The organism is Pseudomonas donghuensis (assembly GCF_000259195.1).
Classification (GTDB): Bacteria; Pseudomonadota; Gammaproteobacteria; order Pseudomonadales; family Pseudomonadaceae; genus Aquipseudomonas; species Aquipseudomonas donghuensis.
In genome coordinates this window covers 104,063-117,923 of record NZ_JH650765.1, presented here as the reverse complement: position 1 = coordinate 117,923, position 13,861 = coordinate 104,063, and the positions used below count along the sequence as shown (strand labels likewise).

Annotated in this window: 18 protein-coding genes; 11 read left to right on the top strand and 7 right to left on the bottom strand. The window is 64.0% G+C overall.

Annotation, left to right across the window (positions count from 1 at the left end; genetic code table 11):
* Nucleotides 1-410: phytanoyl-CoA dioxygenase family protein (locus UW3_RS29550; protein WP_010223136.1), on the top strand; the 410-nt coding region annotated here is incomplete at its 5' end.
* 84 nt (nt 411-494) lie between these two features.
* On the opposite strand, the gene UW3_RS0114055 is transcribed toward UW3_RS29550, so the two are convergent.
* On the bottom strand, nt 495-719 hold the full coding sequence (locus tag UW3_RS0114055; protein WP_010223135.1) for an HP1242/YdcH family protein: 225 nt from the start codon (nt 717-719) through the stop codon (nt 495-497).
* 119 nt (nt 720-838) lie between these two features.
* On the opposite strand from UW3_RS0114055, the gene UW3_RS0114050 reads away from it, so the two are divergent.
* From UW3_RS0114050 to UW3_RS0114030, 5 genes are all read left to right on the top strand, one after another.
* Nucleotides 839-1,204: a 5-carboxymethyl-2-hydroxymuconate Delta-isomerase gene (locus UW3_RS0114050; protein WP_010223134.1), complete on the top strand. Its 366-nt coding sequence runs from the start codon at nt 839-841 to the stop codon at nt 1,202-1,204.
* 169 nt (nt 1,205-1,373) lie between these two features.
* Complete coding sequence (locus UW3_RS0114045) at nt 1,374-3,008, top strand: phosphoethanolamine transferase (protein ID WP_010223133.1); 1,635 nt, start codon at nt 1,374-1,376, stop codon at nt 3,006-3,008.
* 99 nt (nt 3,009-3,107) lie between these two features.
* A complete protein-coding gene (gene rnd / locus UW3_RS0114040; protein WP_010223132.1) occupies nt 3,108-4,241 on the top strand; it encodes a ribonuclease D in 1,134 nt (377 codons plus the stop codon).
* Nucleotides 4,238-4,531, top strand: a complete 294-nt coding sequence (locus UW3_RS0114035) for a YcgL domain-containing protein (RefSeq protein ID WP_010223131.1) — start codon at nt 4,238-4,240, stop codon at nt 4,529-4,531. Before rnd ends, UW3_RS0114035 begins: the two co-directional genes overlap by 4 nt.
* Before the next feature lie 64 nt (nt 4,532-4,595).
* Nucleotides 4,596-5,528, top strand: a complete 933-nt coding sequence (locus UW3_RS0114030; protein ID WP_010223130.1) for a D-2-hydroxyacid dehydrogenase — start codon at nt 4,596-4,598, stop codon at nt 5,526-5,528.
* 91 nt (nt 5,529-5,619) lie between these two features.
* Here the strand turns inward: UW3_RS0114030 and UW3_RS0114025 are convergent, their stop codons facing one another.
* Nucleotides 5,620-6,213, bottom strand: coding sequence for a nitroreductase family protein (locus tag UW3_RS0114025; protein ID WP_010223129.1), 594 nt, complete (start codon nt 6,211-6,213; stop codon nt 5,620-5,622).
* A gap of 148 nt (nt 6,214-6,361) precedes the next feature.
* On the opposite strand from UW3_RS0114025, the gene UW3_RS0114020 reads away from it, so the two are divergent.
* A complete protein-coding gene (locus UW3_RS0114020; RefSeq protein WP_010223128.1) occupies nt 6,362-6,811 on the top strand; it encodes a YcgN family cysteine cluster protein in 450 nt (149 codons plus the stop codon).
* 56 nt (nt 6,812-6,867) lie between these two features.
* Entirely contained in the window at nt 6,868-8,082 is a 1,215-nt protein-coding gene (locus UW3_RS0114015) for a hypothetical protein (RefSeq protein ID WP_010223127.1), read from the top strand.
* On the opposite strand, the gene UW3_RS0114010 is transcribed toward UW3_RS0114015, so the two are convergent.
* The 3 genes from UW3_RS0114010 to UW3_RS0114000 form a co-directional block, all read right to left on the bottom strand.
* Complete coding sequence (locus tag UW3_RS0114010; protein WP_010223126.1) at nt 8,079-8,444, bottom strand: YgaP family membrane protein; 366 nt, start codon at nt 8,442-8,444, stop codon at nt 8,079-8,081. The genes UW3_RS0114015 and UW3_RS0114010 overlap by 4 nt on opposite strands.
* Nucleotides 8,445-8,510: 66 nt before the next feature.
* Nucleotides 8,511-8,981, bottom strand: coding sequence for an RNA methyltransferase (locus UW3_RS0114005; RefSeq protein ID WP_010223125.1), 471 nt, complete (start codon nt 8,979-8,981; stop codon nt 8,511-8,513).
* Nucleotides 8,982-9,053: 72 nt separating this feature from the next.
* Complete coding sequence (locus UW3_RS0114000) at nt 9,054-9,425, bottom strand: YajD family HNH nuclease (protein ID WP_010223124.1); 372 nt, start codon at nt 9,423-9,425, stop codon at nt 9,054-9,056.
* Nucleotides 9,426-9,551: 126 nt separating this feature from the next.
* Between UW3_RS0114000 and UW3_RS0113995 the strand changes: the two genes are divergently transcribed.
* Nucleotides 9,552-9,824 carry a hypothetical protein gene (locus UW3_RS0113995; protein WP_010223123.1) on the top strand — a complete coding sequence of 91 codons (273 nt, stop codon included), beginning with the start codon at nt 9,552-9,554 and terminating at the stop codon, nt 9,822-9,824.
* Here UW3_RS0113995 and UW3_RS0113990 read toward each other — a convergent pair.
* Together UW3_RS0113990 and UW3_RS0113985 are read right to left on the bottom strand one after the other, a co-directional pair.
* Nucleotides 9,821-10,294, bottom strand: coding sequence for a cyclic nucleotide-binding domain-containing protein (locus tag UW3_RS0113990; protein ID WP_010223122.1), 474 nt, complete (start codon nt 10,292-10,294; stop codon nt 9,821-9,823). The two genes, UW3_RS0113995 and UW3_RS0113990, sit on opposite strands and share 4 nt — an antisense overlap.
* A gap of 137 nt (nt 10,295-10,431) precedes the next feature.
* Nucleotides 10,432-12,483: a S9 family peptidase gene (locus tag UW3_RS0113985; protein ID WP_010223121.1), complete on the bottom strand. Its 2,052-nt coding sequence runs from the start codon at nt 12,481-12,483 to the stop codon at nt 10,432-10,434.
* An 84-nt stretch (nt 12,484-12,567) separates the two neighbouring features.
* Here UW3_RS0113985 and UW3_RS0113980 point away from each other — a divergent pair, with 84 nt between their 5' ends.
* A complete protein-coding gene (locus UW3_RS0113980; RefSeq protein WP_010223120.1) occupies nt 12,568-13,059 on the top strand; it encodes a hypothetical protein in 492 nt (163 codons plus the stop codon).
* 22 nt (nt 13,060-13,081) lie between these two features.
* A complete protein-coding gene (locus UW3_RS0113975) occupies nt 13,082-13,858 on the top strand; it encodes a class II glutamine amidotransferase (protein ID WP_010223119.1) in 777 nt (258 codons plus the stop codon).
* The last annotated feature ends 3 nt before the right edge of the window (nt 13,859-13,861 follow it).

The window sequence follows — 13,861 nt, the reverse complement described above, 5'->3', positions numbered from 1 at the left end:
GGCCCCCCCGCCACAATACCTTGAGCGTGGTGCTCGGCTCCCATCGCTGGCCCAAGCCGGTGCGGCCCAAGAGCTGGGCCAGCAACAAGGATTTTTATGGCGCCAGCGATGCAGGGCCCGGGGAAAGCCTGTTCATGGACATGCCGGATGTAGAGAACGGCGAGTACCAGATCCTCTCGCCGGAGCTGGAACCGGGGGACGCGGTGGTGTTCGATTTTCGTACCGTGCATGGCGCCGCCGGCAACATCGGCAGCAATCGCCGGCGAGCCTTCTCGACCCGTTTCATGGGCGATGATGTGCGCTATATCCAGCGCCCTGGGCGGACCTCGCCGCCGTTTCCGGGGATTGACCTGAAGACCGGCGATCGCATGCGCGAGGACTGGTTTCCGGTGGTGTGGGCGCAGCCGTAAGGGCTGCCCGTAGGAGCGAGCTTGCCTCGCGATGCGATGGGGCAGGTAGATCGCAATCGCGGGTCAAGCCCGCTCCCACAGGGGCTACTTCAGGTGGGCGACGATCTCGTCCTTGATCTTCAGGCGTTCCTTGCGTAGCCGGGTGACCGTGTCATCGGCGGCGCTTTTGTTCTCGGCATCGACGACTTCGGCGTCTTTGCGGTTGTACTCTTCATGCAGCTGACTCAGCCGCGGGTCACTTTGTTTCTTCGCGAGAAATTGATCCTTGGTCAGATTCAGGTCTGCGAGTAAATCGTGCTTGACCGGCATTTCTTCACCTCTCCGGGGGTGTGGGGTGGAAGTCATGAACTTAGAGGATAGTCGTCTTTGCCGGGTTTCGCGGCTGGGGTAGTCTGTTGCAACATTTGCCCACCCCAGGACTTTGTGCAATGCCTCACCTTCATGTGGAATACAGCGACAACCTGAAAAACCTTGAGGTCGATCGCCTGCTGCTGCGTCTTAACCATGCCCTGGTGGGCAGCGGCCAGTTTGCTGAAGAGCTCGACATCAAGAGCCGCGCCGTGGCCCTGGCCAGCTTTCGCGTCGGCGTGGCGCCGGTGGAACGCGGGTTCGCCCACATCAAGCTGGCGATCCTCAGCGGCCGCTCGGCCGAGATCAAACGCCAGTTGTCGGCGAGCCTGCTGGAGGTGCTCAAGGACGCGCTGCCGGGCGCCCCGGGGCTGGACATCCAGCTGTGCGTCGAGGTGATCGATATTGATCGCGATTCTTATTCAAAAGTGCATCTGCCGGGGTAAACAGACGCCGGGCTGAACACAGGCTGAACAGGCGTATTAAATAGACGCCAGTCGACTAATTGTTGGCGTCTTTTTCACAAAAAATTGATGACTCGCTACTTACAGTTCGGGCAGTTTCCAGGCCGTGCCGCAAGGGCACTGTTCCCGACGTTTAACTAAGCGAATTATCATGTTCAAGGTCAAACCCCTGCGGGCCGAATGGGTCACGTTGCTTGCCAGCCTGTACCTGTTGATCGGCTTCAACTCATTATTGTGGCAACACCTGGCGTCGGTGCTTTCCAACGATGGCCATGGCCTGCTGCTGCGCGTGGCGTTTGGCGTGTTGATCCTCTGTGCGTTCAACCTGGTGTTGACCCTGCTGGCCTTCAGGCCCGTGCTCAAACCGCTGTTGATCAGCCTGTTCATGGTCAGCGCCGGGGTGGCTTACTTCATGAGCCAGTACGGCGTGATGGTTGATGTGGGCATGCTCCGTAATGCCATGGAGACCAATGCCACGGAAGTACGTGACCTGCTCTCGATGAAACTTTTTTTATATATCGTAGTGTTAGGTGTATTGCCTTCTTTATTGTTGTATAGCACCCCGGTGCTGTACCGTAACTGGGTGCGTGAGTTAGTCGGCAAGTTGCTCGTCAGCGTTGCCTGCATTGTCGTGTTGGCGGCGGTGGCGTTGGTGAACTATCAAGGCTTGGCTTCGCTGTTTCGCAACCACCATGAAATCCGCCTGTTGCTGGTGCCGAGCAATGTCGTCGGCGCCTCCCTGGGGTATGTGGGCGAGCGGGTCGGCAGCGCCGCCAAGCCGTTTCGCAAGATCGGCGAGGACGCGAAACTGGACGTGGCCTGGCAACAACGCACGCGCAAGTCGCTGACCGTGCTGGTGGTCGGCGAGAGCGCCCGCGCGCCGAACTTCGGGGTGCTGGGCTACGGGCGCGATACCACCCCACAGCTGAGCAAGGAAAAGGGCCTGATCGCCTTCACCGACGTGCACTCCTGTGGCACCGAAACCGCCGTGTCGGTGCCGTGCATGTTCTCTGGCTTCACCCGCAAGGATTACGACGCCAGCACCGCCAAAAACCAGGAAGGCCTGCTCGATGTGCTGCAGCGGGCCGGGCTGGCGGTGCGCTGGCGCGACAACCAGTCCGGCTGCAAGGGCACTTGCGACCGGGTTGTGTTCGAGAATGTCAGCAACGTCAAGGACCCGGCACTGTGCGCCGATGACGAGTGCCGCGACGACATCCTCCTCAAGGGCCTGGACAGCTTCATCGACAACCTGCAACAGGACACCGTGCTGGTGCTGCACCAGATGGGCAGCCACGGCCCGGACTACTACAAGCGTTACCCGAAAGAATACGAGCGCTTCACCCCGGTATGCCGCAGCAATGCCCTGAACCAGTGCAGCCAGGACAGCATCGTCAATGCCTACGACAACACCCTGGTGTACACCGACCATGTCCTGGCGTCGCTGATCGACATCCTGCGCAGCAAGCAGGACAAGGTCGACACCGCCATGCTGTACCTGTCCGACCATGGCGAATCCCTTGGGGAATACAACCTGTTCCTGCACGGCACGCCCTACATGCTGGCACCGGAGCAGCAGAAGCACGTGCCGCTGCTGGCGTGGTTTTCCGACAGCTACAAGGCCAGCTTCGGCGTCGATAGCGACTGCCTGCAAAAGGCCCGCAATGCGCCGTTGAGCCAGGACAACCTGTTCCACTCCATGCTCGGCCTGCTGCAGGTGCACACCGCCCTGTACAAGCCGCAGCTGGACCTGTTCGCCAGCTGTCGGCCCATGCTGGCCAGACACTGATCACAGGCGCGGTAACGGCGGCAGGGATAGCGGTCGAGTGGTTTCCCGACGATGGCCTGCGCCGTATATACTGCGCGCCATTGTTTGTGGGAGAGCCTTGTGGCCATCGATATTCACTGGATTTGTGACGACCGCAGCCTGGCAGAGCATTGCCAGCAGTGGCGCACGCTGCCCTTCGTGGCACTCGACACCGAGTTCATGCGGGTCGATACCTTCTATCCGAAAGCCGGTTTGATCCAGGTCGGTGACGGGGCGCGGGCCTACCTGATCGACCCGCTGCGGATCGGCGACTGGCAGCCGCTGGCCGGACTGCTTGAAGATCCGCAGGTGATCAAGGTCCTGCATGCCTGCAGCGAAGACCTCGAAGTGCTGTCGCGCCTGACCGGCAGCCTGCCGGCGCCATTGTTCGACACCCAGCTGGCCGCCGGTTACCTCAACCTGGGTTTCTCCATGGGCTATTCGCGCCTGGTTCAGGAGGTGCTCGGCATCGACCTGCCCAAGGGCGAAACCCGTTCCGACTGGCTGCAACGCCCGTTGTCGGAAACCCAGGTCAGCTACGCTGCCGAAGACGCCGTGCACCTGGCCGAACTGTACGAGCGCCTGCGCCCGCAGCTGTCCGCCGACAAACACGCCTGGGTCCTCGAGGACGGTGCCGAGCTGGTTGCCCAGTTGCGCCGCGAAACCGACCCGTACGAGCTGTACCGCGAGGCCAAGCTGGCCTGGAAGTTGTCGCGCGCGCAACTGGCGGTACTGCGCGAGCTGTGCGCCTGGCGCGAACGCGAAGCCCGTGCCCGCGACCTGCCGCGTAACCGCATCGTCCGCGAAAACGCCTTGTGGCCCATGGCCCGCACCCAGCCGGATTCGCTGTCGGCGCTGGCCAAGATCGAAGACATGCACCCGCGCACCATCCGTCAGGATGGCGAGTTCCTGCTCGGCCTGATCAAGCAGGCTGCCAGCCTGCCGCCGGAGCAATGGCCGCCAGCGGTGCCCGAGCCGCTGCCGATCGAAGCCTCGGTGCTGCTCAAGCAACTGCGCGCCATCGGCCAGGCCGAGGCCGAACGCCTGAGCATCGCCCCCGAGCTGATGCTGCGCAAGAAACCCCTGGAACTGCTGCTCAAGAGCGGTTACCCCAACGGACCCTATCAACTCCCCGAGTCGCTGCGCGGCTGGCGCCGTGAGCGCATGGGGCAGGCGCTGCTCGATTGCCTGGCGGGCGCCGGAGACCCTTCATGAAACGTATCTGCTCGATCTACAAGAGCCCCCGCAAGAACGAAATGTATCTGTACGTGCTCAAGGCTGACGGCCTGGAGCGTGTGCCCGAAGGCCTGCTGCCGTTCTTCGGTACCCCAGTGCATGCCTTCGACCTGGTGCTGAGCCCGGAGCGCAAGCTGGCCCGCGAAGATATCGCCAAGGTTCTGGAAAACCTCGAGCAGCAGGGTTACCACCTGCAGATGCCGCCCGCCGAGGACGAGTACATCGAGCACCTGCCCGAAGAGCTGCTGCGCCGCAACGATCCGGTCTGACCTCCCTATCTGATACGCCGCCAGCCCCTGGCGGCTTTCGCCGTTACCCAAGGTTGTTATGAACATGCGTGTTTTGATCGCTGAACAGGATCATGCCCTCTACGCTCGCCTGTTGCGCGAAGCGGCACCGGACCTGGAGGTCCTGAACAGTGGCGACTCGGCGGAACTTGCGCGGCTGGCCGCTGACAGCCCGGTATGGCTGGGCCAGCCGGACCTCTTGGCGACCTTGTTGCGCCAGGGCCATCAGCCCCAGTGGTTGCAATCGACCTGGGCCGGGATCACGCCGTTGCTGGCTGACGGCCTGCAGCGCAATTATCGCCTGACCCGGGCGGTGGGGATCTTTGGCCAGGTCATGGCCGAGTACGTGCTTACCTACATGCTTGGCCACGAGCGCGAGGTGCTGGCACGGCTGGTCAGCCAGGTCGAGCGCAAGTGGGATGACCGCCCCGGGCGCAGCCTGGAAGGGCGCCGGGCGCTGATCGTCGGCACCGGCGATATCGGTCAGCGGGTGGCGGAGTTCCTGCTGCCGTTTGGCGTACAGTTGTACGGCATTGCCAGCCAAGCGCGCGAGCAGGCGCCGTTTATCGAAGTGGCAGGCCTTGAGGACCTTGGCCGTCTGGTCGGGCAGGTCGATTATGTCATCAACCTGCTGCCCGACACCCCGGCGACCCATGACCTGTATGACGCCGCGCTGTTCCAGCGCTTCAACCCCGAGGCCTTGTTCATCAATGCCGGGCGCGGCGTCGCGGTGGTCGATGCCGACCTGGTCGAAGCCTTGAAGAAGGGCCATCTGGCCGGCGCGGTAATCGATGTCTGCCGCCAGGAACCGTTGCCCCAGCGCCATCCGTTCTGGACCGCCTGGGGCTTGCTGTTGACCGGGCACAGCTCGGCACCGACCTCGCCGGCGGCGATGGTGCGCGTGTTTGTCGAGAATCTGCGGGCGTATCAGGCGGGTGAAGCGTTACGCGGGGAAGTGGACTTTCAGCGCGGCTATTAAAAGCGTCGCCGGCTCCCACAGGTTTTGTAGGCACCGCTGACCCTGTGGGAGCTGGCCTTGCCAGCGATGGGCTGCAGAGCAGCCCTGAAAATCAAAGGCTGAAATCACCCTCAGCCGCCAACTCGCTCAATGGCCGCCGCGGGCTTGGCACTTCCCGCGCCTGAAGGCCTTCAGCGAGGGTCGACTTGTCGCCCAGCTTGCCGATCGCCACCGCCGCGTGCAGGGCATAGCCTTCAGGAATCTTCAGCTCCCTGCGGGTCAGTTCCTGGTCGAAACCGGCCATGCCGTGGGTGTGCCAGCCGCTCAGGCTGGCCTGCAACGCCAGGTGGCCCCAGGCCGAGCCGGTGTCGAAGGTGTGCCACAACGCCGGGGTTTCTTCGCTGGCACCAGGCGCGGTGAAGGTGGTCTTGGACATGATGATCACCAGCGCCGAAGCGTGCTGGGCCCAACTGCGGTTGAATTCGTTGAGCAAGCCGAGGAAGCGTTCCCAGTTCGGCGTGTCGCGGCGGGCGTAGAGAAAGCGCCAGGGCTGCGAGTTGTAGGCCGAAGGGGCCCAGCGTGCGGCTTCAAGGAAGCTCAGCAGGGTGGCCTGGTCGATCGGCTCGCCGGTGAAGGCGCGCGGCGACCAGCGCTGGATGAACTGTTCGTTGATGGCGTGATCGGCAACGCGAGGATTTGCACTCATCTTGAGTTCCTGAGGGTTGGGGTGGTGACCGCTGGTCAAACTACTGTGTCATATGAGCGCTGACAAGCGGTCTGGCAATGGCCGGTGACAGGCCCTAGACTGGCGCCGCCGCGCCGCCGCGCACGAATTGAAACAGGACACCCGCTACATGACTGCCAACGCCGCTCCATTCTGGATGCGTAAAACCCTCGAGCAACTCGACCCGCAGGAGTGGGAGTCGCTGTGTGACGGCTGTGGCTTGTGCTGCCTGCAAAAGCTTGAAGATGAAGACGACAACAGCGTCTATTACACGCGTATCGCCTGCAAACTTCTGGACATGAAGACCTGCCAGTGCAGCAACTACCCGAAGCGGATGCAGATCGTGCCTGACTGCATCCAGCTGACGCCGGGCAAGGCCGATCAGTTCAAATGGCTGCCCACCACTTGCGGCTACCGCCTGGTCAGCGAGGGCAAGGACCTGCCCGACTGGCACCACCTGGTGTGTGGTGACCGTGAGCAGGTGCACAAGCAACGGATTTCACAATCCGGGCGCATGCTCAGCGAAGACAGCGTCGATGAGGACGACTGGGAAGACTATCTGATTTTCCGCGCCGGTTGAGCTGCAGAGGCTTGTCGGGGATCGCGTTTGGGGGAACGAGGAGTTTCTGTATGCGTGTGCGTTGCCATGGGTGGCTGGTGCTGGGCCTGCTGGCCAGTTCGCCGGCCTGGGCGAAAAAAGTCGATCTGGATTACCACGTGCGCTTGCTGCCACAAAGCGAGCAGGCCGAAGTGCGCCTGACCCTGGCAGACGGCGCCAGCGTGCGCAGCCTGGACTTCGACCTGGGCAAGGACGGCGCCTACAGCGACTTCAAGGCCGACGGCCAATGGCAGCTGCAGGGCGGCGATCAGCGCGGCCACTGGCAACCGGCGCCAGGCAAGAGCCAGCTGAGCTATAAGGTGCGCCTGAGCCAGCGGCTCAAGGGCGGCGCCTATGAAACCCGCATGACCCCGGGCTGGGCGCTGTTTCGCGGTGACGACCTGGTGCCGCCGGCGCGCCTGGACCAGCACGACGGTACCGAACTGGTGGCGCGCCTGAGTTTCGAGCTGCCCAAGGGCTGGAAAAGCGTCGAGACGCCGTGGCCGCGCATTGGCAAGCACCGTTTTCGCATCGACAACGTCTCGCGGCTGTTCGACCGCCCGACCGGCTGGATGCTCGCCGGCACCATCGGTACCCGCCGCGCGCGCCTGGGCGAAACCGACGTCAGCGTCGCCGCGCCGCAAGGCCAGGCCATGCGCCGCCTGGACAACCTGACCTTGCTGACCTTTGTCTGGCCGCAGCTGCAGGCGGTGTTCCCGCGCAATCCGCCCAAGCTGTTACTGGTCGGCGCCCGGGATGAGCTGTGGCGTGGCGCCCGCGCCGGGCATCACTCCATTTACCTGCACAGCAGCCGCCCGCTGGTTGGCGAGAACGGCTCAAGCCCGGTGCTGCGCGAACTGGTGCATGTGTTGGCGCAGATCAACGACCGCGAGGACAGCGACTGGATTGGCGAGAGCCTGGCCGAGTATTACGCCAGCGAACTGCTGCGCCGTGCCGGTGGCATGACCGAGGAGCGCTATCAGGCCCAGCAGGCGAGCCTTGAGCGCAGTGGCAAGAAGGTCAGCAGTTTGCGCGGCGAGCAGGTCGACAGCGCGGTGATCGCCCGTGGCGTGCTGCTGTTGCGGGCGCTGGACCAGGAAATCCGCCTGCACACCCACAACCAGCGTTCACTGGATGATGTCACCCGGGCGATGATGCGCCTGAACAGCGTTAGCACCGCGGAGTTCATCCAGCTCAGCGAAAGCGTGCTGGGCAAATCCTCCGAGGTGCTGCAGAGCCCGCTGTTGCGTTAAGGCCTGGGGTCTTTCAGGGCGTCGTTGCCGGTCACCGTGGTGCCACGGGGGGCGGCTGCGGCGTTGGCCTTGAGTGCTTGCAGCTCGGCGCCGCTGCGTTCGACCTTGGCGCGGAGGTTGTCCAGATCGCTGCGGCCGCGCTCGATCAGGCTTTTCACCGAGCTGTGGCCGGTAATGCCACGGGCCAGGGCAACCCCGCCGACCGCCACCTGAATCATCCCCAGCAAGCCACCACGGCGCAGGCCCTTGCCGACCATGATTACCCCGGTGGCGACGGAACCTGCGCGTTCCCAGCCGTGGACGTTATGTTCACTGGCCATCTGCGCTGAGTTGGCCGGGATAAGCGTCTGTTTCTCGGACATGGTCATTCTCCAGTAGGGGCGATGGTCTACAGCAGACCGCCGGGCAGGCCGGGCTGTTCAGTCGAGTTACTTGAACTTCGGCCCGGAGCGGGTGTTCAGGCCTTTGGCCAGGCGGTCATAGAGCACCACGTTGACGGTGGCGGCCAGGTTCATGCAACCGTTGGTCGGGATGTAGATGGTCTCTTCGCACCAGGCACGCACGCTCGGGTCGAGGGAGCCGTCTTCAGGGCCGAAGATATAGATCGCGCGGTCCGGGTGGGTGTACTCGGGCAGCGGCCGGGCGCCGTCGACCAGCTCCACCGCCACCGGCGTGCAGCCCAGGGGGATGATCTTCTGCAGGTCGTCGATGCCGATCAGCGGGATGTCGTAGTGCACACGCTTGGTGTCGGTGACGAAGTCGCGGGCGCGCTCATAGCGCTTGCCGGTGTAGAACACCGAGTTGACGCCGTAGCAACCCGCAGCGCGCATCACCGAACCTACGTTCTCTGCTGACTTGGGGTTGAACAGACCAATGCAGCTGTACCGTTTGTTCGCCACGTGCCGGGGCCCTTCGCAAAAAAGACGCGATTATACGGGCTTGCCGGCACCTGTGGGGGCGCGCTTGGGCAGTCAGTCCTTTTTCAGCATGCCGGCCAGGCCCGCGAACGGGTTGTGGGTGGCCTTGGCGATGGTCGGGCTGCTGGTCGAGCCTTCGCTGAAGTACTGCTGGTCGGTGTAGCGGGCGTGTTCGTTGTCGTGACAGTACAGGCACAGCAGCTCCCAGTTGGAGCCGTCCTGGGGGTTGTTGTCGTGGTTGTGGTCACGGTGGTGCACGGTCAGCTCGCTCAGGCGCTTGCCGGCGAACTCGCGGGCGCAGCGGCCACACACGTGCGGGTACATGCGCAGGGCCTTGTCACGGTAGCCCATTTCCTTGTCGCGCTTGGCGTCGGCGAGGATGCGGTCTAGCCGTGCGGTGGCGGCGGCAGAGGATGACGAACTCATGGGATTACCTTTTCTCGGGCTTGTTACGGTTATGCCTTGAAGTTTAGCCCGATGGCGGGCAATTCGGACAGGCAAACCGTGCGCGGTGGGAGTAGCCTGTAGCCAGGACCCTCAAGGAGCCTGTGCATGCGTTACGCGATCATTGCGGTATTGATCTGTGCCAGCCTGCAACCTGCCATGGCCGCTGATTTGCAGCCACGGCTGATCACCCCGGTGCCGGGTGCGCCGGGCACGGCGACGCCAACGCCGTATCCGCAGGTGACGCCGAGTACGCCGCCGCGCGCCGGTGATGCGCAACCGGGCGCGCCATTGCTGCCGCCGATGCCGGTGCCCAACCCGCCCAAGGATCAGCCATTGCCTGGTTTGAACCCGGACAACAGCAAGGCCAAGGGCGACTAGACCTGCTGGGCCAGGCGCTGACCGTCCTGCATGCGCAAGCGCCGGGACAGGGCCACGGCCAGGGCGCGGATGATCTTGGCGGCGATCTTCGGGGCGTCGTTGAGCATCTTTTCCAGCGAGTCCTTGCCCAGGTTGAGCAACTGGCAGTCGCTGGCGGCAATGCAGCTGGCCGAGCGCCGTTCACCGTCGAGCACGGCCATTTCGCCGAAGGCGCGGCCCTTGCGCAGGGTGGCGATTTCCACCTGGCGCTGCTCGGCGTCGGTCTTGCGCACTGAAACTACGCCGTGATGGATGATGCACATGAAGGTGCCGGCATCGCCTTCGCGAAAAATCTGGGTGCCTTCGCTCATGTTGCTGATGCTGAAGTAGCCGGCGGCGGCCTGGAAGTCGCCGGGCAGCAACTGGTCGAACAGGCCGCAGTCCATGAGCATGTCGCGGATTTCGTTGTTGAGGTGGGTGGGTTCAGGCATTTGCGTCGTTCTTTTAGTTTTGTGGTGTCTGTTCTGGGGCTGCTGCGCAGCCCATCGCTGGCAAGGCCAGCTCCCACAGGATTTGTGGCAGCCGGCCTGGCCGGCGATTCGCTTGATCAGACAACAAATTTTCCGATTTACACCACGCCCAGCACGTTAAATACGAACGCGTACTCCAGCGCCACGTCGCGCAGCCCCTGGTAGCGCCCGCTCATGCCGCCGTGGCCGGCCCCCATTTCGGTCTTGAGCAGCAACAGATTGTCGTCGGTCTTGGTCACCCGCAGCCGCGCTACCCACTTGGCCGCTTCCCAATACTGCACGCGGCTGTCGTTGTAACCGGCAACCACCAGCAGGGCAGGGTAGGCCTGGGCACGGACGTTCTCATAGGGGGCGTAGGCCTTGATCCGCTCATACACCTCGGGCTCTTCGGGGTTGCCCCACTCGTCGTATTCGGTGACGGTCAGCGGCAGCTCGGGGTCGAGCATGGTGTTGAGCACATCGACGAACGGCACTTCGGCAATTGCGGCCTTGAACAGCTCCGGGCGCTGGTTGAGCACCGCGCCGATCAGCAGGCCACCGGCGCTGCCGCCGCTGATCGCCAACTGCTCGGCGCCGGTCACGCCCTGGGCGATCAGGTGTTCGGCACAGGCGATGAAGTCGCCGAAGGTGTTGTGCTTGTGCGCCTGCTTGCCGGCGTGGTACCAGGCTTCACCCAGTTCACCGCCGCCGCGCACGTGGGCAATGGCAAAGGCCACGCCGCGCTCGAGCAGGCTCAGGCGGGCGTGGGAGAACCACGGATCGAGGCTTTCGCCGTAGGCGCCGTAACCGTACAGGTACAGCGGCACCGGCTTGCCAACGTCGGCACGGCGCTGCACCAGGCTGATAGGTACCTGGGTGCCATCGGCGGCGGTTGCCCACAGGCGCTGGCTGACATAGGCGTCCGGGTCGAACGGGCCGAGCACCGGGGTTTCCTTGAGCACTTGCTGGGCGCCGTTGGCCAGCTCCAGCTGGCGCACCTGGGCCGGGCGGTTGAGCGACTGGTAACGCAGGCGGATGCGCGTGCTGACGAACTCCAGGCTGTCCTGCACGTACAGGCTGTAGGCGGCGTCCGGCAGCTCCACGCGGTAGGCCGGCAAGCCCTGCGGGTGCACCTCGATGATCGGTAGGCCGCCTTCGCGCAGGCTCAGGCTCAGGGCGCTGGCGTTGAGGGTCAGGCCCTCGAGCATCACCGTGTCGCGATGGGCCACCAACAGTTGCCATTGCTCGCGGGTGGGCACTACGTCGGCAACAGCCTGGTACAGGGCGAAGTTGATGCCGTCCTGGTTGCTGCGGATAAACCAGCGCCACTGGCCTTCGAGCTGGCCGTGGTCAGGGTAGTACTCATGGCCCTCGACCCGGGGCGCCAGGCAGGTAAAGGCCTGCTCGGGGTGTTCGGCATCGAGCACCCAGGCTTCGCTGGTGGTCTTGCTGTTGAGCAGCAGGATCAGCTGGCGCTCGGAGCTGGCGCGGTAGCAGTGCAAGAAGAAACGACCGTCGGTTTCTTCATAGACTGCTTCGACACTGGCGCTGCCCAGGCGATGGCGCAGCAACTTGTGCGGGCGGTGGGTGTCGTCCAGTTCGGCGAAGAACAACGTCTGGTTGTCGTTGGCCCAGGTCATGCTGCCGTCGCAGTCCTCGAACGGCAGTTGCTCGATGGCGCCGCTGGCCAGGTCCTTGACGTACAGGGTGTAGATCTCGTCGCCCGTGGTGTCCAGGCTGTAGGCCAGGCGCTGGTGGTCGGGGCTGATGCTGAAGGCGCCCATGGACAGGAAGCCGCCCTTGGCCAACGCATTGGGGTCGAGCAGCAGCTCCTCGCGCGCTTCATCGACGGTATTGGCATCATCGGCCGGGCGCGGGCAGCGGTAATGGCGGGCGTACTCGTCACCGGCGGTGGTGCGGGTGTAGTACAGGTACGGGCCCCAGGGCGAAGGCAGCGACAAGTCGGTTTCAAGGATGCGCGCCTTGATCTCTTCGAACAGCTGTTCGCGCAGCGGCGCCTGATCGGCCAGTTGCGCTTGCTGATAGGCGTTCTCGGCGTTCAGGTAAGCCAGCACCTCGGGGGTGTCGCGTTGCTGCAGCCAGGCATAGGGATCGGCACCTTCGGCCTTGCGGGCAATCGGGGCACGGGGAGCGGTGGCGTCTGCGGACATGCGGGGTTCTCTTGGCTGGGGGGCGCCTGCGCGCGGAAAAGTGTTTATCATAAGCGTCTATTTGCCTAGCTTGCCACGGACACCATGACCGAGAACGACTATCTGCTCGCCTGGGGCCTCTATGCCCTTGCCGCCTTGGGATGCCTGCTGGTGGGCTTTCGCCTGACTGGCTGGATGTGGCGCTGGCTGCGTGAACCGCTGCGGGTACTGATGGCGGTACTGCTGCTGACCCCGACCATCGTCGACCCGGTCAAGGAAAAATTCGCCCCGGCCATCGCCATTGCCGCCCTCGATACCCTGTTCAAGGTCGGCAACAACGCCCTGCGCGCCGCAGCCGACCTGGCCATGTACGGCATGATCGCGTTCGCCTTGTATGCACTGTTCGTGTTCATCCGCTGGCCGCTGGAGCGGCGCGCCAAGGCCCGCCGTGAGCAGGCCGAAGCGGCCGCCCAGCGTGAAGCCCAGGAGCCTGTGAGCGATGAGCCGTTCGCCGCCGACCGCAGCGACCGCTACCGTAACCCGCCACCTGCAGCGCCGCTGGGCGGCAGCGGCACGCGGGTCGAGCCGCGTCTGTAGGATTTGCCCGGAGCAGCCAAGCATGTGTGAACTACTGGGCATGAGCGCCAATGTGCCGACCGACATCGTTTTCAGCTTCACCGGGCTGATGCAGCGTGGCGGGCGCACCGGCCCGCACCGTGACGGCTGGGGCATCGCCTTCTACGAAGGCCGTGGCCTGCGCCTGTTCCAGGACCCGGCGGCGAGCTGCGAGTCGGAAGTCGCCAACCTGGTGCAACGCTACCCGATCAAGAGCGAGGTGGTGATCGGCCACATTCGCCAGGCCAATGTCGGCAAGGTCAGCCTGTCCAACACCCATCCGTTCGTACGCGAGCTGTGGGGCCGCAACTGGTGCTTTGCGCACAACGGCCAGCTCGGTGAGTTCAAGGGCCAGGCGAGCTTCTACCGACCGATCGGCGACACTGACAGCGAAGCGGCGTTCTGCGACCTGCTCAACCGTGTGCGCGAAGCCTTCCCCGAGCCGGTTGAGGTCGAGCAACTGCTGCCGGTACTGGTCGCGGCCTGCGCCGAATACCGTGGCAAGGGCGTGTTCAACTGCCTGTTCAGCGATGGCGACTGGCTGTTCTGCTTCTGCTCGACCAAGCTGGTGCACATAACCCGCCGTGCGCCGTTCGGCCCGGCACGGCTGAAGGACGTCGACATGATCGTCGACTTCCAGGCTGAAACCACCCCTAACGATGTGGTCACGGTGATCGCCACCGAGGCCCTCACCGAGAACGAAACCTGGCACCGCTACGCGCCTGGCCAGTGGGCCTTGTGGCGCCGTGGCGAGTGCATCGCCGAAGGTCAGGCCAGCTAAGGA

Bases quoted from the DNA above. Each gene is read 5' to 3' on its own strand.
- UW3_RS0114055 (WP_010223135.1), bottom strand. From the start codon at position 719: ATGCCGGTCAAGCACGATTTACTCGCAGACCTGAATCTGACCAAGGAT.
- UW3_RS0114035 (WP_010223131.1), top strand. From the start codon at position 4,238: ATGAAACGTATCTGCTCGATCTACAAGAGCCCCCGCAAGAACGAAATG.
- UW3_RS0114000 (WP_010223124.1), bottom strand. From the start codon at position 9,425: ATGAGTTCGTCATCCTCTGCCGCCGCCACCGCACGGCTAGACCGCATC.
- UW3_RS0113980 (WP_010223120.1), top strand. From the start codon at position 12,568: ATGACCGAGAACGACTATCTGCTCGCCTGGGGCCTCTATGCCCTTGCC.
- UW3_RS0113990 (WP_010223122.1), bottom strand. From the start codon at position 10,294: ATGCCTGAACCCACCCACCTCAACAACGAAATCCGCGACATGCTCATG.
- UW3_RS0114045 (WP_010223133.1), top strand. From the start codon at position 1,374: ATGTTCAAGGTCAAACCCCTGCGGGCCGAATGGGTCACGTTGCTTGCC.
- UW3_RS0113995 (WP_010223123.1), top strand. From the start codon at position 9,552: ATGCGTTACGCGATCATTGCGGTATTGATCTGTGCCAGCCTGCAACCT.
- UW3_RS0114025 (WP_010223129.1), bottom strand. From the start codon at position 6,213: ATGAGTGCAAATCCTCGCGTTGCCGATCACGCCATCAACGAACAGTTC.
- UW3_RS0113985 (WP_010223121.1), bottom strand. From the start codon at position 12,483: ATGTCCGCAGACGCCACCGCTCCCCGTGCCCCGATTGCCCGCAAGGCC.
- UW3_RS0114010 (WP_010223126.1), bottom strand. From the start codon at position 8,444: ATGTCCGAGAAACAGACGCTTATCCCGGCCAACTCAGCGCAGATGGCC.
- UW3_RS0114050 (WP_010223134.1), top strand. From the start codon at position 839: ATGCCTCACCTTCATGTGGAATACAGCGACAACCTGAAAAACCTTGAG.
- UW3_RS0113975 (WP_010223119.1), top strand. From the start codon at position 13,082: ATGTGTGAACTACTGGGCATGAGCGCCAATGTGCCGACCGACATCGTT.
- UW3_RS0114020 (WP_010223128.1), top strand. From the start codon at position 6,362: ATGACTGCCAACGCCGCTCCATTCTGGATGCGTAAAACCCTCGAGCAA.
- UW3_RS0114030 (WP_010223130.1), top strand. From the start codon at position 4,596: ATGCGTGTTTTGATCGCTGAACAGGATCATGCCCTCTACGCTCGCCTG.